The organism is Vibrio sp. 10N.247.310.98 (assembly GCF_041467395.1).
GTDB lineage: Bacteria > Pseudomonadota > Gammaproteobacteria > Enterobacterales > Vibrionaceae > Vibrio > Vibrio crassostreae_C.
On sequence record NZ_JBFSUL010000041.1, the window covers coordinates 1 to 21,976 of the forward strand.

Annotated in this window: 20 protein-coding genes; 3 read left to right on the top strand and 17 right to left on the bottom strand. The window is 44.8% G+C overall.

The features are described from left to right. Positions 1 to 96: 96 nt before the first annotated feature. Positions 97 to 636 carry a disulfide bond formation protein B gene (locus AB6E78_RS15590; protein WP_372133933.1) on the bottom strand — a complete coding sequence of 180 codons (540 nt, stop codon included), beginning with the start codon at positions 634 to 636 and terminating at the stop codon, positions 97 to 99. A 9-nt stretch (positions 637 to 645) separates the two neighbouring features. Continuing rightward, positions 646 to 801: a DUF5993 family protein gene (locus AB6E78_RS15595; RefSeq protein WP_017072479.1), complete on the bottom strand. Its 156-nt coding sequence runs from the start codon at positions 799 to 801 to the stop codon at positions 646 to 648. A 331-nt stretch (positions 802 to 1,132) separates the two neighbouring features. Here AB6E78_RS15595 and AB6E78_RS15600 point away from each other — a divergent pair, with 331 nt between their 5' ends. Beyond that, positions 1,133 to 3,370, top strand: a complete 2,238-nt coding sequence (locus AB6E78_RS15600; RefSeq protein WP_372112181.1) for a hypothetical protein — start codon at positions 1,133 to 1,135, stop codon at positions 3,368 to 3,370. Between the two features lie 90 nt (positions 3,371 to 3,460). Here AB6E78_RS15600 and AB6E78_RS15605 read toward each other — a convergent pair whose 3' ends face one another. Further along, positions 3,461 to 3,721, bottom strand: a complete 261-nt coding sequence (locus AB6E78_RS15605; RefSeq protein WP_372112183.1) for a DUF5062 family protein — start codon at positions 3,719 to 3,721, stop codon at positions 3,461 to 3,463. A gap of 447 nt (positions 3,722 to 4,168) precedes the next feature. Between AB6E78_RS15605 and AB6E78_RS15610 the strand changes: the two genes are divergently transcribed. Continuing rightward, the gene (locus AB6E78_RS15610; protein WP_017072476.1) at positions 4,169 to 4,384 is read left to right on the top strand and encodes a hypothetical protein; all 216 of its coding nucleotides are present in this window, start codon (positions 4,169 to 4,171) and stop codon (positions 4,382 to 4,384) included. A 155-nt stretch (positions 4,385 to 4,539) separates the two neighbouring features. On the opposite strand, the gene AB6E78_RS15615 is transcribed toward AB6E78_RS15610, so the two are convergent. Next, positions 4,540 to 5,196 (bottom strand): Qnr family pentapeptide repeat protein, encoded by a 657-nt coding sequence (locus AB6E78_RS15615; protein WP_372112184.1) that lies wholly within the window; start codon positions 5,194 to 5,196, stop codon positions 4,540 to 4,542. Between the two features lie 317 nt (positions 5,197 to 5,513). Here AB6E78_RS15615 and AB6E78_RS15620 point away from each other — a divergent pair, with 317 nt between their 5' ends. After that, positions 5,514 to 6,104, top strand: coding sequence for a TetR/AcrR family transcriptional regulator (locus AB6E78_RS15620; RefSeq protein ID WP_102556057.1), 591 nt, complete (start codon positions 5,514 to 5,516; stop codon positions 6,102 to 6,104). A gap of 129 nt (positions 6,105 to 6,233) precedes the next feature. On the opposite strand, the gene AB6E78_RS15625 is transcribed toward AB6E78_RS15620, so the two are convergent. The 13 genes from AB6E78_RS15625 to betI all read right to left on the bottom strand — a co-directional run bounded on the left by AB6E78_RS15625 (position 6,234) and on the right by betI (position 21,741). After that, positions 6,234 to 7,481 carry an anaerobic sulfatase maturase gene (locus AB6E78_RS15625; protein ID WP_372112186.1) on the bottom strand — a complete coding sequence of 416 codons (1,248 nt, stop codon included), beginning with the start codon at positions 7,479 to 7,481 and terminating at the stop codon, positions 6,234 to 6,236. 118 nt (positions 7,482 to 7,599) lie between these two features. Beyond that, positions 7,600 to 9,345, bottom strand: coding sequence for an arylsulfatase (locus tag AB6E78_RS15630; RefSeq protein ID WP_372133932.1), 1,746 nt, complete (start codon positions 9,343 to 9,345; stop codon positions 7,600 to 7,602). Positions 9,346 to 9,406: 61 nt separating this feature from the next. Next, positions 9,407 to 9,838 carry a tetratricopeptide repeat protein gene (locus tag AB6E78_RS15635; protein ID WP_372133931.1) on the bottom strand — a complete coding sequence of 144 codons (432 nt, stop codon included), beginning with the start codon at positions 9,836 to 9,838 and terminating at the stop codon, positions 9,407 to 9,409. 194 nt (positions 9,839 to 10,032) lie between these two features. Further along, positions 10,033 to 11,238 carry an iron-containing alcohol dehydrogenase gene (locus AB6E78_RS15640; protein ID WP_372133930.1) on the bottom strand — a complete coding sequence of 402 codons (1,206 nt, stop codon included), beginning with the start codon at positions 11,236 to 11,238 and terminating at the stop codon, positions 10,033 to 10,035. A gap of 216 nt (positions 11,239 to 11,454) precedes the next feature. Beyond that, the gene (locus AB6E78_RS15645) at positions 11,455 to 11,898 is read right to left on the bottom strand and encodes a hypothetical protein (protein WP_017070129.1); all 444 of its coding nucleotides are present in this window, start codon (positions 11,896 to 11,898) and stop codon (positions 11,455 to 11,457) included. Positions 11,899 to 11,970: 72 nt separating this feature from the next. Further along, positions 11,971 to 13,386 (bottom strand): coniferyl aldehyde dehydrogenase, encoded by a 1,416-nt coding sequence (locus tag AB6E78_RS15650; protein WP_372133929.1) that lies wholly within the window; start codon positions 13,384 to 13,386, stop codon positions 11,971 to 11,973. A gap of 275 nt (positions 13,387 to 13,661) precedes the next feature. Next, positions 13,662 to 14,144 (bottom strand): MarR family winged helix-turn-helix transcriptional regulator, encoded by a 483-nt coding sequence (locus AB6E78_RS15655; RefSeq protein WP_017061075.1) that lies wholly within the window; start codon positions 14,142 to 14,144, stop codon positions 13,662 to 13,664. A gap of 362 nt (positions 14,145 to 14,506) precedes the next feature. Continuing rightward, positions 14,507 to 15,718 carry a choline ABC transporter ATP-binding protein gene (gene choV, locus AB6E78_RS15660; RefSeq protein ID WP_372133928.1) on the bottom strand — a complete coding sequence of 404 codons (1,212 nt, stop codon included), beginning with the start codon at positions 15,716 to 15,718 and terminating at the stop codon, positions 14,507 to 14,509. Positions 15,719 to 15,720: 2 nt separating this feature from the next. Beyond that, on the bottom strand, positions 15,721 to 16,563 hold the full coding sequence (gene choW, locus AB6E78_RS15665; RefSeq protein ID WP_372133927.1) for a choline ABC transporter permease subunit: 843 nt from the start codon (positions 16,561 to 16,563) through the stop codon (positions 15,721 to 15,723). A 107-nt stretch (positions 16,564 to 16,670) separates the two neighbouring features. Then, entirely contained in the window at positions 16,671 to 17,642 is a 972-nt protein-coding gene (locus AB6E78_RS15670) for a choline ABC transporter substrate-binding protein (protein ID WP_017070132.1), read from the bottom strand. Positions 17,643 to 17,761: 119 nt separating this feature from the next. Next, the gene (betA, locus tag AB6E78_RS15675; RefSeq protein ID WP_048610268.1) at positions 17,762 to 19,474 is read right to left on the bottom strand and encodes a choline dehydrogenase; all 1,713 of its coding nucleotides are present in this window, start codon (positions 19,472 to 19,474) and stop codon (positions 17,762 to 17,764) included. 72 nt (positions 19,475 to 19,546) lie between these two features. Then, positions 19,547 to 21,007 (bottom strand): betaine-aldehyde dehydrogenase, encoded by a 1,461-nt coding sequence (betB, locus tag AB6E78_RS15680; protein ID WP_372112198.1) that lies wholly within the window; start codon positions 21,005 to 21,007, stop codon positions 19,547 to 19,549. Positions 21,008 to 21,138: 131 nt separating this feature from the next. Next, a complete protein-coding gene (gene betI / locus AB6E78_RS15685) occupies positions 21,139 to 21,741 on the bottom strand; it encodes a transcriptional regulator BetI (protein ID WP_004732441.1) in 603 nt (200 codons plus the stop codon). Positions 21,742 to 21,976: the final 235 nt, after the last annotated feature.

A 21,976-nucleotide genomic window follows, 5' to 3' on the forward strand; every position in this document is an offset into this window, starting at 1 on the left:
TGGACATAAAAAGACCCCCAATAATTGGTGTCCAACTATTGGGGGTCAGTTCAAAACGCTGTGGCTTTCTCTTTTTGCTGATAACTGCCATGTGAGTTAGTTGAGTAACCAATAGCTCACTGGGTTATCTGGACACTGATAAGGACCACACTCAACAAAGGTAGCGATAGCATTGAGTGCAACCACGACGATGGCTAATAAGCACGCCACACGCCCCAAATTACTCATCTTATACGCTTCTTGCGATGGCTCTTTATTAGTCAATATTAGAATGACAGCAACCGCTAATATGGTCGCAGTAAATAACACGAAAGCCCAAGTGTAATAGTGCATTCCAAAGATAGGACTCCAATAGCCAGGCGTGCCTGGAATCACGTGCAATGAGACCTGCCGTAGTGAGGTGGCGACACCATACAAGGCCCCGATCAAAACAATGCCATAGTGACGAGGTTGAGGCCCATAAACCACATTCAACATGAAGCCAAACGCAACCATCACAAAACCGATACGTTGCAACAAACACAGCGGGCAAGGCAACTCATGAAGCACAAACTGAAGGATAAAGCCTATCAACAGCACTACGGTCATGCCGAGTAGGCCAAGCGTATTTAGGAGCGTTAACTGATTTCGATTCATGTGAGCTCCTTACAATAGGATAGGTAACGAGTCGGTCGCATGGTGATTAAACCAATACAACCCAAGAATCACAGAGCCCGCAAAAAAACCATAAGCCGCGGTCTTCTTGTCGAAAAAGGCGCATAGCATCGCCACAAGTAACAACAAAAATAATAAATACATCATAAGAGGTATTTCCTCGCTATTTATCAAGTTCGGTCATATTGAACGTCAAAATGAATATCCACACCTACGCCCTCAATCATTCAATTTCGGAAAACCTATGGATTACGGATTTAAAATCATCAACTTAATACTTGTTAGCAAGCTCTAACCTGTCAAGTTACTGTTACTAACAGAGTGCTTCCCCTACCCAAAGATGCAAGTAACACGCCGATATAAGCAAAGTGAGCACCGCTCAGCATTAGACATAACCGGAAACAGAACATAGATATTACGATTGGCTACACTTACCAAACAGGGATAACACTTAAAGAGTGAATGGCAAGGAAACATAATGAAAACAACACGATTAGTCTCAGCCATTTTTCTTACCAGCCTTACCTTTCCCAATATCATTTGGGCCAACTACACGATCGTTCTACCCGGTCAACATGAGCAAGGGATCGACTTACAAGGCAATGAAATATCAGCCCACGATGTGGTTGATTGGGAGCTCAACAATAGTGATTTGATGTTTGGAGCGAATGCAGAGCCGAGCCTCAACAACAAAGTCCAGGCCGTTGGCTACATGTACAACCAAAAGTTAGAGTTAAATTCAGGCCCGTTCGAAAACGAAATTAGAGACATCGCTGAACGATACGACATCGATTACGAAGATTTTTTTCTACACTTTTCAGAAGACACCATCCTTGCAGAGCCTGACCCGACTCATGGTGAGAACACTCTATTAAACCGCAAGCCTATGCTCGTTGGTTATACCGAAGACGAAATGCACGCAGGTTTTGCCCTTTACCAACCCACACCTTGGGATACCGATGTCTTTGAACATTTCCAACAAGGGGGTGCGCTCTACATTTATCACTCTGAAAAGTTTGACCATTTAGAATTTGAATTTTCACGCTTTGCACAAGGAGGAAAATTTCGGATTGAATATCCATCTTCGATGAATGCTGAGAATCATGTGACCGATTGGTCTCAAATCGAAATAACGGAAGATGGCACCAAGAACATGACTCAGAACCAAGCGGTAAACTGGCTATTACCCGCAGATTGGGTAAGAGCAAGCACTCATGATGGCAGTGGCCAAAGTTATGGTGGCGGCCAATTTTTTGGCTCATCTTTTGTCCGTGATGGTGGGCGTTTATACGTTGTTAGAGTGCGCTGGCAAGGCCGCGCAAATGATATTCGACCTCGTTTAAACCGTGTTCAACTCGGGGATAGCTTTCCGAACGTCGCTCCAAAAGACTTGTCATCAGCAGCAGTAAATAACCGCTCTCCCGATAAAACAACGCATTGGAGAAAAATTCTTGGTTTCGACCAGTCGGCCGATCTCAACAACGACAACTATTTATCTCCTGCTGAATACCAAAACCGAAGCAACAAGTCTGCCACAGCTCGATTTCGTTGGCAGTCCCGTGTTATTCCTTTTGGTCGAATGTGGGACCAAAATTCGTCATGGTCGCTAACCAATCTGGCTAATCCCGGGCTATTGATGGCAATGGGCAGTTATTATGGTCAACACTGGACAAAACTAGGACTCCGTGGCGCCTACAACGATGACACCAATAAGCTCTTAGGTAGCAATCAATTTGATATTTACTCTGGGGGAAACATCGCTGAGCTTGATGCTATCGCAGGCTCAACTGAAGCGGATGAACGCTATAAGCAAGAGTTCACCGCCTTTCTCAAACGATTGACTGCCGTTAATGACAAACCATTAATCGGGCTAAACATTGGAACGGCTAACCTCTATGGTCGAAATGGGCAAGCGCACCTTATCGATGCAGGAAACCTGTATTTCAGGGAGCACTATATATTTCCGTCAACGGGATTTAGCGGCTATGGCGGGCTATCGAAGTTTTGGGATAACTCAGCACTCGGCTATTCAGGGTCGAAGGTTATTCAACAAGCCACTACGCGCTATGGACGAGTGCAGTTCTTTGGAAACAACCAAGAGAATTGGCAACAAGACCAGTACTCAACTCTCGCTGTCTATTACCTCAACTACCACCCTGAACACAGCTATTTCAATCAATGGAACAACAGTTACGTGTATGGGAGCAACAACACCACAACAGATAACTTCTGGAAACCGGGCGTACCCAAAAACATGGCTTATAAGCCCACAGCATTGCTCGATATCCCTCTTGGAAAACCTTCAGGTGTGATTCCTTCGGGGTTTGAACCTACCTCATTGATGCTCTCAACTCGTACTCCACAATCTGAGGATTACACGATTGTTGGCAACACTTCGCAATCCCAGGTCACTCATCAAGACTTACCTAATGGCAAGGTTTCACTGCTACCGACTCATACCTATTTCCTTTATCAATCAGATAAGCAGGTTGTAGAAGGCGGCCCAGAAGACATGGTGATAGCCAGAGAGTTTGAGCATGGACGAGTTCTCTATCGCACCGATTTTTATGGGAAAAATGCTGACTTTTATGCTGCAGAGAAAATCTCGATTCGATTAGACCGACCAATGAAGCCCGTAAGTGCTGACGGCAGAGTGGGAGAGTATGTCGATGAAGTACAGATCGGTGGCTACCAAGGTTTGCTATTACTTTACTGACTCGGTTTAAACTCGAAATAGCAATCATAAAACAAAAAAACCTAGCGAGTGACCGCTAGGTTTCACACATAAAAACGAGTTAGTCTCTGCTTACTTCAGAGGATCATTATCAGGCAAAGCGTTGTGTATCCATAACGCTAGGCGCTTCTTAATATTTGCACCATCCAACTTACTGTCTGGTAACGGAGTGATTTGATTTACTTCAACAAGAAATAGATAAACAGCCTTAACCTTGATTGGTTGAGATGAGTTCGGCAAATCGAAACCTTGCAACTTTGCCATTTTAAAACCGACTTCTAGAGCCTTCTTAACCAGCTTATCTTCATTAATGATCTTCGCGGTTTTCGACATATCATCTCCATCATCTTCGTAGATTGAACCTTGAGTATACCAAACTGAATCTAAGACAAGATTACCGCGCTCTCAATTCGAACACTCTCTTTGATAAATGACATTAAACGAATTCAGCCCCTAAATAGATACCTGCCTAATTGACATGTACAGGGCGGAAATCAATACGCAAACGGTATCTTAACAAAACACTCAATAAGTGAGACCTTAAGCCCAGAAATCAAAACGGAGCGAATTTTAGCTTAATATCCAACAAAATACCGAATACTATATTTTCTTATAAAAATGATAAGCACTCTCTTTTCTATAGATAAACCACTGTTATTTAACTGATTTTATATAATGATGACTTAGTTCATATTTACAGTCACCTATAACGAAAACTTATTTACAAAACACTCATTAAGAAAATAGAATAAATCCACTAATTTTATACTGGTGTTAAAAATGCGTTACCTATGGGCTTCATTCTGTCATAAAAACCCTGTTCCCGGACGAATCGTTCATATCCTTGTTATGTTGATAGCGTTAGCTTCTATCGTCGTGCCACTGATTTCCAAAGATGCAACAACCATCATCGCCTCACTGTGTGTCGCGCTTGTATGCTTTGTACTGTTTGTGTTCTTTGCGCTAGCCGACAAAATGCGTTCAGGTATGCATTAATCAACCCTATATTCGCCAAGCATTCTCTTTTCTAAACATCATTATAAAATGCATGCGACCAAATACGGAAAAGCCCAAAGTTATTAGCTTTGGGCTTTTCTTCTATAGCGAAATCTTACATATTCCAAATAGCCTGTAGTTAGAAATTACAGCTATCAATCAGGCATCACCACAATACCCATGCTTTCAAGCAGTTGTTCTTGTTGCCACGCGACAATTTTGATTCCTGTTGTATCTACTTTGCGAGGATCTAACCCTTCTAATTCAGCATGGCATAAATTAGCACCTTGCATACTGAATTGCCCCCATACATCTTCCGAGAACACACCTCGGCTAAGATCAGACTCTTTCAGTGACGCGCCGTCAAGGTAAGTGCCTATCCAACGGTTCTCAAACAGCTCACACTTCTCTAAACAAGCTTGTTCAAAATTGGCGTATGACAGATTACAGCCCGTAATATACGCAGAGCAAAAATACATTCTATTGCTTACCTGGTTGGCAAAATTCGCACGAGTAAAGTTCGCCCCTTTCAGGTCACAATCACGTAACTCAATACCGTAGCAATTCGCGTTGCTAAAATTCGCCATCGCCAACTGACAGTTCTGAAAACTTGCATCACGCAAATCTGCAACATCGAAGTGGCATCCCTCAATATCGCCTTGTTCGATAAACTTACAGTTAATAAACGTTGCATCACGTAAGTTCGAACGTCTGAAATCACAACGGATAAACGTACAGGCTGTAAATGTAAGCTCTGATAAGTCTTGCTGAGCAAAATTGTGGTGATGATAAGTGCTGTTATTGGTGTCCATTTAGCCCCCTAAAGAAATTAAGCTAAGACTACCATTGCGATCTCAAGAAAACACCAAATTAAAAACCAACAAAAACAGCAACTAAAACACCCCGATTTGGTCATTTTAAGGCACCAAACAAGCTCTTTAAGGTTGTTATTTTCGTTTTATAGCATGCGCTTATCTTGAAAAAAGTTTTGTCGCTTAGAAGGGGTCATAGAGAAAAATCACTTTGACGAAACGAGTCAATTATTGACCGTGCCCTAACGCGCTAGACTGGACGGTTGGTATGTTGCTGGTTACACTATTCCTCATTCTCAGCATAAAGAGTAAGAACAATGAAAGACATGCGACAAGCTATGCTCGATGCAGGGTTTAGCCTTATTAATGAACACGGTTTTGCTGGTGTTGGCCTGATGAAGATCATCAACCAAGCGGAAGGCACGAAGGGTTCTTTTTACCACTACTTTAAATCCAAAGAGCACTTTGGTGAGATCCTTCTTACTAACTACTTTGATGAGCATCTCGCTAAGCTAGACGACTTTTTAAGTGATGAGTCGCTTTCTCTTCGTGACCGCGTAAAAGCCTATTTCGAGTTTTGGTGTGCATCGAAACTGACTGAAGACTTCAATATCCAATGTCTTGTCGTAAAACTGGCGGGAGAAGTATCTGGGTCTGCTAACCCGTTGCAATCGACCATGGCAGAAGGCGCTGAAAAGATCATCCTGCGTATGGCAAAACTGTTTGAAGAAGGTAATGAGGCCGGTGATTTCACTATCGCAGAGCCCGAATCGCTGTCTCGAATGCTTTATGGCCTATGGCTAGGCTCAACGCTCATGGCCGCCATGCAGCGTAACCGTTCGATTCTAAACAACGCCATGGATGAAACTATTCTTGCCATGAGCTCGGCACAAGAATCGGCTGACTAGATATACCCGTTACCAAATACCAAATATCAAATATCAAATATCAAATATCAAATACCAAGAGGCTCGCACAATTTAGCGAGCCTTTTATCTAACTTTAAATCTAGATTGAATCCATTCACGCCTACTCCGTCACCCCAGACGAGACGGAATATTATTGACTTTGAGTAAGCCCTTAATAACCGGGTCGACATGCTTGAAGAAGCTTAGCCATCCTTCACAGAGATAATTTAACCCCGCCTCACCATCTTGGCTTTTGATGATGCGGTTTTTAGGGCACTCGCCATGGCATGCAAATTTAAACTCACAGGCTTGGCATTGTTTCGGCAGAGACTTTTGTTTGGCGAACCCAAAACGCTGCTGCTTTGGCGAGAAGGCTAAAGTTGAAAGTGCTTGTCCCTGAATATTACCCAGCTGAAATTCAGGAAAGACATAATGGTCACATGAATACACATCGCCATTGGGCTCAACCGCTAACCCTTTGCCGCAGATCTCACTCAAGGTACACATGGTGCTTTCTCTGCCCATCCATACGCCGACAAAATTTTCAAAGTACGGCACTAATACCCGACCAAAATCGTGCTCAAACCACTCATCAAAAATGGTAGTGAGGAATTGTCCCCATTGCGCAGAGTTAACACTCCAAGCTTCAACCTCGCCTGATACGGGAATGATCGCTTGTTGGTTGCTCAACCATTTATTGTTGGTGTGAGCTTCGCGCTTATCGACCACAGGAATAAACTGCAATTGCTTCGAACCCACTTCATCGCGTAGAAAGCGATAGACCTCTAGTGGATATTTACCTGTCACATCATTCACGCAGCTTAGGGTCGCGAACTCGACGTTATGTTGCTTCAAGTAGCGAATGCCACGCATTGTTTGAGAAAAAGTGCCTTTGCCTGCACGGTTAGTTCGGTAGTGATTATGTAAGTGCTCTGGGCCATCAATACTGACGCCAATGATAAAGTCATTCTTTTTGAAGAACTCACACCACGCATCATTCAGTAACGTGCCGTTGGTTTGAAGGTCATTGCTGATCTTACTGTAGCTAGGACAATATTTTTTCTGCAGCTCGACGACCTTTTGAAAGTACTCAATCCCCAACAAGGTAGGCTCTCCACCATGCCAAGAAAAGATGATTTCAGGCGTATTCTGCCCTTCTATATATTGCTTGATATAACGCTCTAACAGAACTTCATCCATCGTATATTGAGAGCCTTTTGGGTAATCAAGCAGCTGTTGTTTTTCTAAATAATAACAGTAGGTGCAACTGATATTACACACCGCCCCAATTGGTTTTGCTAACGCCTGAAGTTTGCTGTGTGCTTTGCCATTGAACTGCGGAACTGAACTCAAATTTGATAGCGATAATGTCGTCATGAAGAGTGCCTCGATGTAAAAGTTATTGTATTAGTTAAAACAATTCGTAATTCCTTTACACGGTGTTCATCGGCCAACCAAGCTTGATGGCATTAGGTTGGCCGAGTGGTTTTTTCCTCTATTTCACGTTTTCAAACGGGTTCCACGCTTCGTCAACCGGGACGATATTTTGCGCTTTTTCGTATTCTTGATATTCAGCGACCATTTCAAGGAACAGATCTGGCATTTCATTTCTCAAGTCATGTTGCTCAGCTGGATCTTTCTTGGTGTTGTATAAGTGCCACTCACTGTCACCGCCCATTCCCGTAGAAATTCGGATGATCTTATGATCACCTTTAAGCAGAATTCCGCTACCAAACAATTCAAATGGAATCGCATTGTTGGCACTGTGCACGTCTGCCGTTTCCCCTTTGAAGTAAGGCAACAAGCTCACACCACTCATCGGCGCTACTTCTCGACCTTGATATTCCGTTCCTGGATGCTCTACCTCTGCAATCTCAAGAATCGTGGCTGCAATGTCTTTCACTTGTGATAAGTCATCTGTTTGAGTTCCCGGCTGTAACGCATCTTCACCTTCTAGAAGCGCTTTGGCTGGCTTAACGATAAACGGCACACGGATACCGCCCTCTGCTGTGTAAGCTTTGTACCAAGATAGGCCACCGGTTGAAGCGCTTGCCCACTCAGGGCCAAGTGACACACTGGAGTTCGCCTTGCCCAAGTTTTCAGTCGAATTATCAAAATGATGAGCAGTCCACGTTCGGATCAAATCACTGATATTTTCACCGGTAATATCCGCCGCTTCTGGGCCGTTATCCGCTAGGTACATGATGTAAGTATTATCGTATTCCCCGATTTCTTTCAGGTGATCGACTATCTGACCGACTTGTTGGTCCTGCATTTCCATCATGCCCATCGCGACAGCCATTTTCTTTCCGTACCACTTTTGTTCTTTCTCAGAGAGCGAGTCCCAAGGTCGGCTTAATGCGTTACGATCTGAAATATCGGCGTCTTTTGGAATCACACCCATCTCTTTCATACGTTGGAAACGATCTTCTCGAACCGAGTCCCAACCATGTTCAACGTAGTAATCGACTTTATCTTGATAGGCAGACTCAGGCGCTTGCAGTGGCAGGTGAATACCGGTGAATGGGACGTAAGCGAAGAAAGGCTTACCGTCGTCTTTTTTGCTGTCGATCATCTTGATGATCTCGTTGGTGTAAACTTGGTCTGAATACTCGCCTTTGTACTTGTCCTCAACCACTTCACCGTTGCGGTAAGTTGGCTCAACCTCAACACCGGGAATATCGCCTTTTTGCAGCGCATCCGCTGTCGCAGCGTTTTTGGCTGGGAACATCATATCTCGGTTAAAGTGATTCGAACCGCCCGCTAAAATACCGTAACTCTCACCAAAACCTCGATCATCAGGTAGGAAGCCATCCTCGTGCCCCAAATGCCATTTACCAGAGAGGTAAGTGTTATAGCCGCTCTCTTCAAGCAACGTGGCGACCGTAACCCCTTTCTTGGTGAGGTAACCTTCATAACCCGGCTTGCCAATCGCACCCGGATAGACGGCATAGTCAAAGGTTCCTAGCCCAACCTCGTGACTGTTTGCTCCGGTTAACATCATTGAGCGAGTCACTGATGAGGTTGGTGAAGCGTGAAAGTTAGTGAATTTCACTCCCTCTTCGGCTAACGCCATCAAGTTAGGTGTATCGACTTCTGAGCCATAAGGCTGAGTATCAGCAAAGCCCACATCATCACCGACGATAACGACAATATTCGGTTTTTCTGATTCAGCCGCAAGAGCAGCACTGCTTGCCGCCGCCATTGCCGTGAACACTAAAGATTTCTTGAATGTCTGCATAAGACGTTCTCCAATTTTTGTGAATAACTTTTTCTATAATTAACTTTGAGCAGGATTTGAATTAGTGCGCGGCTTGCGACATCCAATGTAATAAGTCGAGCGCAGGGTCATACTCTTGAGCTGCTGCCATGCCAATCCAGGTGACAGCCTCCGCTTGGCTGGATTGAACGCCACTTCCAGAGATATACATCAACCCAAGCTGTGTTTGAGCTTCAGGGCTACCGTTATTGGCTGCGGTGACGAACCACTCCGCGGCTTTTTCATCATCCTGTTCTACGCCCTCTCCGCTCAGATATAAGTAAGCGACAGAGAGCTGGGCATCCAATTGCCCTTGATAAGCTTCATCCAACAATTGCACGACGTCTTGATGCTGCTGCGATTGATCCATGGTGGCTGCGTTCTTAGAGCTTTCGCTTCCAACGCTTGCTTTGGCAAAAAACAGAGCAGCCAAAACACCAGTCAGAATCACGGTAGTTAAACGTTTATTGATCATTTATTTCCTCCTCGGGAATAAAGGTCACAACGTCCCTGTTGAATGAGTTAGGTGAAAAGTAGGAATGGCGCGATGATGCACAAGCTTGATAGCAATACGTTTTCAATTTTCATAATTGGCTCTCGAGTAATGGTTGTGAGTGAATCAGGGACTGAACTAAATGGTCATAAGATTCAGTCGATTAAGACAGAGACTTAAATCGCTTTCTCAATGATGGTTTCAATCGTCTGTTTCGAGATTGGGTAGAACTGAAAACAGATGTCTTTTTCAATCGCTTCTGCAATGTTGCTCTTCTCTTGTTCATCAAAGTCCCAGCTGCTGAAACGCTTCATCGCACCGACACTGGTTTGGAAGTTGTTTAAGAAATCCAACACTCTCTGGTAAACCATCTCATCGGTTCCCGTCGTGTCGACCGAGAAAGCTTGAGCTAACTTCGCCGCATTCGGCATATAGAATTCCGGCAGCGCTTCAATCACAACCGGCATCAGTACCGTGTTGGCATCGCCATGTGGAATGTGACTAATCGCACCAAAAGCGTGAGCACAGTTATGAATCGGAATACCGCCCAAAGACGAATAGAAAGCAGAGATCGCCATGGTGCTCGCTTGAAGAAGATTGCCGCGTGCTGTTAGGTTTTCTGGCTCTTTAAGTGCCAAGGGTAAGTTTTCAACAATCAGTTTTGCAGCCTGAATGCCGTAAGCGTCGGTGAATGCATTACTCATTGGCGAGACAATTGCTTCAACAGCGTGTGTTAGCGCATCCATGGCGGTAGAACGAGTCAGGTGGGCTGGCAGCTTAGTGGTAACGGTTGGATCAAGAATTGCGATATCGGCTTCCAATCCCGATGCGACTAGGCTTGCCTTAATGTTTTCATGTTCGTTGTAAAAAACAGCAATAGGAGAAGCTTCTGCGCCCGTACCAGCCGTTGTCGGAACAGCAATATGGGGCACTCGAATATCTTCATTGTTTGGCCACACATCCATATGACCGCCGCCCGCAATCACGGCGCGAATGTCATCTATCTTTTTATGAAATGCGTATTTCACACCTTTAGAAGCATCAATTACGCTACCGCCGCCAACAGACAAGATCGCATCAGCATTGACGCTGTTTGCAAACTCAATGGCTGCGTTGATGTTGTCGCAAGTCGCGTCTGGCGCGATATCGGTGTACACGCCAACAAGCTGAACCGCTTGTTGGTTCGCTGCCTGATTCCCATTCTGGTTTACAAACAACGCCGAGAACTGCTCAACAAAGCCAAGAGACTCCAAACCTTTATCAGAAAAGAGCACGACTCTTTGCGCACCTAAGCGACCAAACAGAGAAGGGATATTTTCAATGCCGTTCTCTTGAGCATGAACAATGGTTTTAAGTTGAAAGTTAAAATTATTGGTTGTCATGGTGTTTACCTCATTTCTAGTTGATGACTAAACAATAACCAAAACAAACCGGTCGGTCTAGAGCGTAAATGTCAAAGATATGTCAATTAAGATCTTTATGGATCATTGCCCCAAAACGAAAAAAGCCCGCAAATGCGGGCTGTAATCATAAGTAAGCTATTGATCATTAAAGAAGTGTCATTGACTCACCCTGAGCAACTCACAAACGGTTAACGATTAACGAAGGTGAGCTGGGACCTTACTCTTATCTCTAGTGAGGTAGTAGTACAGATAAACCAAAGAATAAACGGTCACAAATCCATCGAGCGCAAACACGCCGCTCCAGCCATAGAACCACTCATAATCGTTGATACACACGTTGTATAAGAAGATGCCAACAAACATCGACTTCTCAAATGCGCTGTAAATCATGGTTGAGGTACGCAGCGATTTGTACTTCGCCGAGAACATCAACAACACACCAATACAGCCAACCATCACACCCCAGTGTTGATAAGTACCGAGCAAGTACTCCTTGTTTTCCATCATGGTATCGTTGTACGAGAACAGCGTCTGCATACTCCAATCTGGCGCTAGGAAAGTGGAAAATGCCGTCGCTGTTAAGAAACCTGTAATCATCAAATACGATTTGATCGTACGTTCAAAAAAACGTTCCAACATAAAAGTAACCTCTTAAAATAATTTCGTGAAAATAACTTTTTGAAAAATAAACAGTGTCATACCAACAGTGATTTACTGGCCAAGCATGCTCATCACTGCGGTTTTTAATTCGTTGTCTTCTTTTGAAAACAGATGCTTAACTCGATGATCTAAACCCGTTTCCAAGACTGTTTTGGCGTGAGAGAAAGTAAGGAAACCTTCTTTACCGTGATAGTTGCCCTGACCTGATTCGCCAATGCCACCAAACGGCGCATCATCAACCGCTAAATGGAACACACAGTCATTGATGCACATGCCACCGGAGTGAACTTGGTGCTTAACCTGAGCCTGTAAGCTCAAATCAAAGCTCATCAGGTAGAGTGCTAACGGCCTTGGTTTGCTATTGATGACTTGGAACGCCTCTTCGACATTGCGATACGTAATCAAAGGTAATAATGGGCCGAAAATCTCTTCGTTCATCACCTTGGATGACAGGCTTGGTTCAACAATCAAATGTGTCACCAAGCGATGAGTATCTAGGTCCATCGCTTCGTCATGGCAAGCAACGATTCGTGTCCCAGCTTCCTGCTCTTCATTCAACAGACCAGCAATACGATCACATTGGCGAGGGTTAATGATCGAAGTTAAACTCTCAGAGTAGATCCCTTCATCAAACAGCTGTTGGTATTGTTTTTTGTACTCCAGAATGAAGGTTTCGAGCTTATCTTCAGGGAGTAGCACGTAATCTGGAGCGACACACACTTGGCCGTTGTTTAGGCTTTTACCATAAATGATTCGCTCTACCGCAATATCGATCGGCATGTCTTCTGCCACGATAACCGGCGACTTTCCACCCAGCTCTAACGTGACTGGGGTTAGCGTGTCAGCCGCTGACTTCATCACTTGGCGGCCCACTTGGGTTGACCCTGTAAACAGAAGATGATCAAACGGCAATGCCGAAAATGCGGCTGCGATTTCTACCTCACCTTCAACCAAACACACCTCATCGGCATGGAATACTTCCGCCAATAGCGCTGTTAATACTTGGTTCGTCGCTGGGGTAAATTCACTCATCTTGATCATGGCGCGATTGCCAGCAGCCAGAGCAGAAATAAGCGGGCCGACGGATAACATGATCGGGAAATTCCACGGAGCAATAATCCCGACAACGCCTTTGGGTTGATAAACCACCTCCACACGAGAGGTTGAAAGTAATGGACCGGAATGACGAATTGAAGATGTCGACCAATGAGGCAAACATTCAATGCTGTGATCAATATTTCCGATACAAGGCAATATGTCAGCCATCAAAGTGTCTTGTCGGCTGCGGTGACCATAGTCCTCACTCACGGCTGCACACAAACGATCTGTGTAATCGATTAGCGCAGATTTAAGTGCGAGCAGCTGCTCAATTCTCTCCGATATCGCTGGCATCGGTTTCTGTGCAAAAGCTCCCTGCATGCTGTTCAACGTCATGGTCATTTGTGTTGGCGTCAATTCGTGTTTCATACATCACCTCGTGGTTAAGATGAGCACACAATAATACAAAACAGACCGGTCGGTCTAGTGTTTTATTGTCAGAGAATCGTCAATGGAGTTTTGATTACAATCCAATGAGGCGGCTTAAAACGAGGCAAAAAGTCAGGGGAATTTAAAATAAGAAGGCGTAACTAACACGCAGGGCAAATAGAGATTTTAAATGGCAGGATCAAAAATGGCCGCTTAGTGCGACCATTTGATAATAATTTAAGTTTTTGTTTTAAATGAACAATTTAAAAATGACGTTAGCTCTTGGCTACGTTTGCAATGCCTTCAAGCTGAAGTACTGGAGCGGCGTCGATGTCTTCTGCGTTCATCATTGATGATACTCGCTGCATTGAAGAAAGCAGTAAGCTTTGCTCCCACGGCTCTAGGTTTTGGAATTTTTTTACGAAGTTATCTTGCAGCGGTGGTGGCGCATTGTTTAGCAACTCTTGACCTTTTTCAGTCAGGTTTGCGTGTACTTTGCGGCGATCTGACGAGCTGCGAACACGTTGTACATAGCCATTCAGTTCCAAGCGATCGATGATCGTGGTTGTGGTGGCTTGGCTTACATTGGTGTGATTAGACAATTCTTTGATCGTCACATTACCCATTTCTTGGATTGCTCTCATTAAGATTAATTGAGGGCCAGTCAAACCATACTCTTTACTCAGCTTTTTCGAGTGTAAATCGATAGCGCGAATAATTTGGCGAATAGCGACCAGGATTTCGTCATGTTTGTCCAAGATGCAGACCTTTGTACTAATATACTGTGAATGGTTTTACAGCGTCGAAGCGATGATATGTCCTGATTATTTACGTCAGGTGAGCTCGAATTACACTGTAAATTGATAAATTACTTCATTGATTTTTCCGCATTGTACTGATGTTCATACTATTCTCAATCTTTTCTATACCACTAAACTTGCGTGGTACGGCACTTTTACTTAATGAAGGGGAAATGAAAGCTTCAATGAAGGCAAAAATAACGAGTCAGAGAATACAAGTTCAAAGAATAATATATTTTAATAATCATAGAGGTAGAGAGACTTAACCCTCTCCACCTAATAAAAAACCAGCCCTAATCGCCAAGCTGGAAAACGAAATTTTACGCAGCGGTATTCATATGAAAATTACCCGTTAGCGCGTTGTAAAACTCGCTGTTATCCAAAATACCAACCAGTTGATTGTCTTCCACCAGCAAAATCGGGTGATTACTTAGCTGTTTCAGTTTAATCGCATCACGCATGCCAATTTCAGGGCTTGCCACAACCACACTCGACGCGCTGATCGCGGTTAGGTCGTCAGATTCGCTCCACTCGACAAGCGCCAAAGCAGATTCACCTTTTACTGATAAAGCACCTTCACTCTGTTCAATCCAGAGATCTTTAGAATCGCAGATCTTCCAGCTTTCATTCTCTTGCGTCAGTGAATCAAGAGGCTGCATCAAAGAACGACCTTTAAGCACATTCAATGGATTGGTGTGAGCCACGAAGTCTTTTACGTATTCTGTTTTTGGCGTCAGTACGATCTCTTCAGGCTTACCGTGTTGAATCAATTTCCCTGACTCCATGATCGCGATGTTGTTACCAATCTTCAGTGCTTCATCTAGGTCGTGACTCACGAACAGAATCGTTTTGTTGAGTTTGTTTTGCAGTGTGATCAGTTCATCTTGCAGTTGAGCACGAATCAATGGGTCAAGCGCCGAGAACGGTTCATCCATCAATAGAATGTCGGTGTCCATTGCAAACGCACGCGCCAAACCAACACGTTGCTGCATGCCGCCAGAAAGCTCATGAGGGAATTTGGTTTCCCATTCGGCTAGGCCGACCATTTCTAGTTGTTCACGCGCTTTTGCACGACGAACATCTTTCGCTACGCCCTGCATCTCAAGACCAAACGCCACGTTGTCTAATACGTTAAGCCATGGCATCAAAGCAAACTTTTGGAAAACCATGGATACACGGTGAGTACGAAGATGACGCAGAGTCGCTTCATCACATTGCGCTAAATCGACTTGTTGGTCACCGTCTTTGATTGTTAGTGAACCCCGGCTGATCTCATTCAAACCGTTAACTGCGCGAAGCAAAGATGATTTACCAGAACCAGACAAACCCATCAATACACAGATCTCGCCTTCTTCAACCGTCAGCGACACATTGTCTACGCCGACAACTTGACCTGTTTCATCGATGATCTCTTGGCGAGTTTTACCTTGGTCGAGTAGCTCAAGCGCTTGTTTCGATTTATTACCAAACACAACATCGAGATTCTTAATGGTAATCGCGTCCATTGTCTTTTTTTCCTGAGAGTTAGACATGATTAAGCCTCCTTCTGGTTTGGTGTTTTGCACAAGCGATCAAGAATGATAGCGACTAATACAATCGCCAATCCGGCTTCAAAACCTTGTGAGATGTTCACTGTGTTCAGTGCACGAACTACTGGTTTACCAAGTCCGTCTGCACCGACAAGAGCGGCGATAACCACCATCGAAAGCGACAACATAATACATTGGGTTACACCCGCCATGATGCTTGGTAGAGCCGCCGGTAATTCGACCTTCATCAGCAATTTCATGCGGCTGGCACCAAACGCTTTACCCGCTTCAATCAACTCTTCAGGCACTTTAGTGACGCCTAAGTAGGTTAAACGAATCGGTGCAGCTATCGCGAAAATAATGGTAGAGATTAAGCCAGGAACAATACCCAAGCCGAATAGAACCAGAGTTGGAATCAGATAAACGAAAGTTGGGACTGTCTGCATCAAATCAAGAATTGGACGCAAAACTGTATAGAGCCAAGGACGGTGAGCAGCCATGATGCCAACCGGTACGCCAATTAATACGGAAATCGTTGTCGCCGCAAAGACGAGAACAAAGGTTTCCAGCATTTCTTGCCAATAGCCGAGGTTAAGAATAGTCAGCAGTGCTGCGACCACAAAGATCACCAGCGAAGGTTTACGGTGTAAGTACCATGCAATCGCAGCAGTCATCACGACTGGCAGTGCAGGCGGCATCCACTTAAATACATCGACTAAAAACATAATGACGGTTTCTAGAAAAATCGAAATAGCGTCAAAGAGTCCTGCTGCATTGATTGTTAGCCAATCAACACCCGCTTCCATCCATTGACCAACAGGGATTTTGTTTTCCGTAATAAAATTCACAATATTGCCTTTTATTATGGGTGGGCTACTTCAAACCAATAGACAATTGGCAAGCCCACCTTTTTTATTTATAGAGCTTTGATAAATAGAACGATAGGTAGGTAAAACTAAGCTTTAACTTGTTTTAGGTATTCAGTAACCGCTTGAGTCGCTGATTCACCTTTATGCGTTTTTACGTTGTCTAACCAAGCTTCAACTTGTTGAGGGTTATTGTTCAACCATTGTTGAGCCGCTTTTTCTGGCTTCACTTTTTGGTTAAGAATCTCTTCCATCAACTGGTTTTCCATCTCTAGAGTGAATTCTAGGTTTTGTAGAAGTTGACCGACATTTGCACACTCAGACAGGTAGTTTGAACGAACGTTAGTGTAAACATTCGCGCCACCGTAGTTAGGGCCAAAGAAGTCGTCACCACCTGATAGGTATTCCATTTCAACATTGCTGTTCATTGGGTGCGGAGCCCAACCTAGATAAACGATCCACTGGCTACGACGAGCAGCGCGAGATACTTGCGACACCATGCCCGCTTCGCTTGATTCCACTAGGCTGAAATCTTTCAAGCCAAACGCGTCTGAATCAATCATTGATTGTATTAGGCGGTTACCGTCGTTACCCGGCTCGATGCCATAGATGCGGTCTTTAAATTTGTCGGCATGTTTTGCTAGGTCGGCGAAGCTTTTTACACCTGAGTCGTACACGTATTTTGGTACGGCTAGCGTGTATTTTGCGCCTTCAAGGTTGGCACGAACGGTTTCAACCGTGCCCTCTTCACGGTACTTAGCAATATCGCCTTCCATGGTTGGCATCCAGTTGCCTAGGAATACGTCAATATCGCCGTTCGCCATTGAAGAGTATGTCACCGGTACTGAAAGTAGGTCGGTTTTGGTTTTGTAACCAAGGCCTTTTAATAGTTCAGAAGTAACGGCGGTTGTTGCGGTAATGTCAGTCCAGCCTACATCAGCGAAGCGGACGTTTTCACATTGCTGTGGTTCAATAGAAGCGTTAGCACCAAATGCAAATGAACTGATGGCTAATGTTGCTAATACCTTTTTTGTAGCGGTTTGTTTATGTTGAGTCGTCATAATGATTCCTTTTTATCTTTCCTTTTTCTGCCCTAACTCATACTAATCAGGGCAGTTTTGCTGACTTTTGACTAATTTTGGTTGTTACTTTTTATTATTTTTATCTCAATAACAGAGGCTTACGCTTCTCTTACTGGTTTATTGATTCTTTGCTTCTCTTGCCATTCAGGTGCAATCCACACTGGAACGTCCTGCTCTTTGAGCATTGGCTTACCCAAAATCAAATCGGAAGCACGCTCAGCCACCATAATGGTCGGGGCGTTCAAGTTTCCGTTCGGAATAACAGGGAAAACAGATGAGTCAACAACGCGCAGATTATCAATGCCGCGAACGCGACACTCTTCATCAAGCACTGCCATTGGATCATCATCAGCGCCCATTTTGCAGCCACATGAAGGGTGGTACGCACTTTCCACGTTCTGTTTAACCCATTCGTCGATTGCTTCATCGGAAGTCACACTTAGACCCGGCTGAATCTCTTCACCTCGGTAAGCATCCATTGCTGGTTGAGACAAAATCTCACGCGTTAGACGAATACAATCGCGCCAATCTTGGCGGTCTTGCTCAGTCGAGATGTAGTTGAAAATGATCTCTGGCTTGGCATGCGGATCAGCAGAAGTGATCGCAACCGTACCGCGACTTTCTGGCTTATTAGGCCCAACGTGTACTTGGAAACCGTGACCATCAAAGGCCGCTTGTCCGTCGTAACGCATCGCTGCTGGCAGGAAGTGATATTGAATGTTTGGCCACTTCAATCCTTTACGAGAGCGAATGAACGCACACGATTCAAAGTGGTTAGTAGCACCCAGACCTTTGCGAGTCAGAATCCATTCCGCGCCAATCATGCCTTTGCTCACCAAGCCAAGCTTGCTGTTGAGTGTGATCGGTTCGTTGCAGTGATATTGGAAGTACACTTCTAGGTGATCTTGAAGGTTTTCACCGACACCGCTTAGTTCGTGTTTAACTTCAACGCCGGCCTTTTCAAGCACGGCTTTCGGGCCGATACCAGAAAGCTGCAGCAGTTGAACCGAGCCAATAGAACCCGCAGAAGAGATCACTTCTTTGTTCGCCACAGCCACCTGGGTATTGCCTGACTTTTCAAACTCGACACCAACCGCTTTCAAGCCCGATTGGCCATTTGAGTCTTGTGCTTCAAGTAGGAAACGACGCGCCACGATGCCTTTCTTTAAGGTCAGGTTTGAACGCTTCAATGCACGGCGTAGATAAGCGTTAGAGGTTGAGGCTCTAACACCCTTGTCTACCGTCATGTGCATGGTGCCGAAGCCTTCTTGCTGGTAGCCGTTATAATCGTTGGTTTCTGGATAACCGGCGTCTTTACCTGCATCGATGAACGCTTGGTAAAGCGGGTTGAGCTCCATATCGTTACCGTTACAAGTGCCGACAGGGCCATTGTCGCCACGGTATTCATCACCGCCTTTGTTCCATGATTCAGCACGGCGGAAATAAGGTAAGCATGCTTGGTAGTTCCAACCCGCTGCGCCCTCTTCTTCCCATTGGTCAAAATCACACGCGTGGCCACGAACATAAACCATGCCGTTAATTGATGAGCTGCCGCCTAACACTTTGCCACGTGGGCAGTGCAGTTCGCGTCCATCAAGGCCCGGTTCTTGCTCTGTTTCAAATTGCCAAGCGTACTTTTCAGTATTCATTGGGTAAGAAAGCGCGGTTGGCATCTGGATAAAAATACTCTTATCCGTGCCACCAGCTTCCAGTAATAAAACGCTATGTTCACCGCTTTCCGTTAGCCTATCCGCTAACACACAGCCGGCCGAACCCGCGCCGACGATAATATAATCGTAGCGTTGTTCCATGTTTTGATTTCCCTGAGATGAGTCAGTAGGGCTAGCTCTGTTAAGCTAACCCATAAAATTGAGTGTTACGCGTTAGGCATAAGGGCAGGCGTAGTCGCCAAGTTCAATAAGAATGCTCTTAGTCTGCGTATAGTGAAGTAGGGTTTCTGGTCCATTTTCACGGCCAACACCCGAAAGCTTGTAACCCCCAACTGGCATTTCTGCTGGTGAGTCGCCCCACGTATTAACCCAACAAATACCTGCCTGCATTTGATGAATAACACGGTGCGCACGAGAAAGGTTTTGCGTGAACACACCAGCCGCAAGGCCATATTTGGTGTCGTTAGCGCGGCGAATCACATCGTCTTCGTCCGTAAACTTCAACACTGACATCACAGGGCCGAAAATTTCTTGCTGAACGTGAGGCATGTTGTCTTCGCAATCCACAAACACGGTTGGGATAACAAAGTTGCCGTTTTCGAGGCCGTTATCTGTCACTTGATAGCCGCCCGTCAGCAGGGTTGCACCCGACTGTTTTGCTAGCTCAATTGCTTCAAGGACTTTTGAAAGGTGTTCTTTAGAAATCAACGCGCCGATCTGAGTCTCCATGTCCATTGGGTTACCAATGATCAGCTTCTCAGTGCGTGTTTTAAGTTGATCGATGAATGCGTTGTAGATATTTTTGTGTACATAAACACGGGTACCGTTAGTACACACTTCGCCTTGAGTGTAGAAGTTTGCGACCATCGAAGCCGAAACTGCATCATCCAATTTCGCATCATCAAACACGATCATTGGTGACTTGCCGCCAAGTTCCATGGTGACTGATTTCAGTGTCTTAGCGCTATCCGACATTACCGCTTTACCGGTACCGGTTTCGCCCGTGAACGATACTTTCGCGATATCTGGGTGCGCCGTTAGCATTTGACCTACTCGGTAATCGCCCTGAACCACGTTAAACACGCCATCAGGAAGACCAGCTTCAGTAAAGATCTCTGCAAGCTTTAGAGCTGTGAGCGGCGTCTCTTCTGAAGGCTTGAAAATCATCGCATTACCCGCAGCGAGTGCTGGAGCCGATTTCCACATCGCAATTTGGATAGGGTAGTTCCACGCGCCGATGCCCGCACAGATACCTAGCGGTTCGCGGCGTGTGTAGAAAAATTGAGATTCACTCAGCGGCTGTTGGTCGCCTTGTAGCGTTGGTGCCAAGCCAGCAAAGTATTCAATAACATCAGCACCAGACGCCACATCCACTTCAATTGCTTCTTGCAGCGGCTTGCCCGTATCAACAACCTCAAGGTTTGCAAGGTCATTATTTCGAGCTCTAAGTATTTCCACTGCCTTCAAAAGAATGCGGCTGCGTTCCACAGCGGTCATTGCAGACCATACCGCAAATCCGCGTTTCGCAGATTCAATAGCACTGTCGACATCCGCTGAAGATGCTTGGCCTAGCGTCGCGATAGGTTCACCGTTGGCAGGGTTAATGCTATCAAAGGTTTCACCAGAGGTTGCTTTAACCGCTGCGCCATCGATGTATAACGAGTTCATTTCCATTTGAGATTCTGACTTAATTATTGTTATTAGACTCTACTGGTCTATATGTGAGTATTGGGTGCGAATAGTGGTCGTTCTAGCTCTTGCTCTTGCTCTAGGTCTAGCTCAAGGTCTAACGCTACCACTGCGATCTATTTGCTGTGACACGAATAGAACGTAAGTTGTTTATCTAGATAATCATTGATAATGGCACGCGCCTTTTGAGCATCGATACCATCTGGGTTTAGTGTGCCTCTCAGCCATAAACCATCAATCAGAGACGCAATCCCGTGAGCAACGAGATCCGCTTGTTCATGATTCAAAATACCTTTCAACTCAAGACGTAAGTGTGAAATCAAACGTTTTTCATTCACACGCTGCAGTCTTTTCAGCTGTTCGTCATGCATTGAATATGACCAAAATGCCAACCACGCCTTCGCGACCTTATTTTCTGCTTGGTAACCTTCGAAGTTACCATCGATGATCGCGTTGATTCTCTGTTGGTGAGCATCAACAGGAAGCGCTTTTAGTGAAGTCGTGATGGTATTAGAAAGTTGGCGAAGGATTTCACGCATGGTCTCTTCGAGCAGCCCATGCTTCCCGCCAAAATAGTGATTAATAATGCCAGTGGAGACTCCCGCTTCTTTGCTGATCAACGCAATACTCGCGGCATGCAAACCCACTCGATCAATCACCGTCATGGTGGCTTGAACAAGCTGTGGTTTACGTATATCAGGCATCCCAACCTTCGGCATTTCTCAGTCCTTTTATTTTATATTGAACGTTCAGTTAAATATAAAATGACAGAAATTTAGTTAGGGTTCAAATGATTATTTAAAACAAACTCGTAACAACACAACATTCAAAACAACAAAAATCATTATGGAACAACAACTTAAATATCATTTAGAGCACTAACGAAAACAATTAAAGATTTGAGGTGTGATAGTTATTGGTCAAATGTTTTTGCTTAGAAAGTTCAAGAATCAA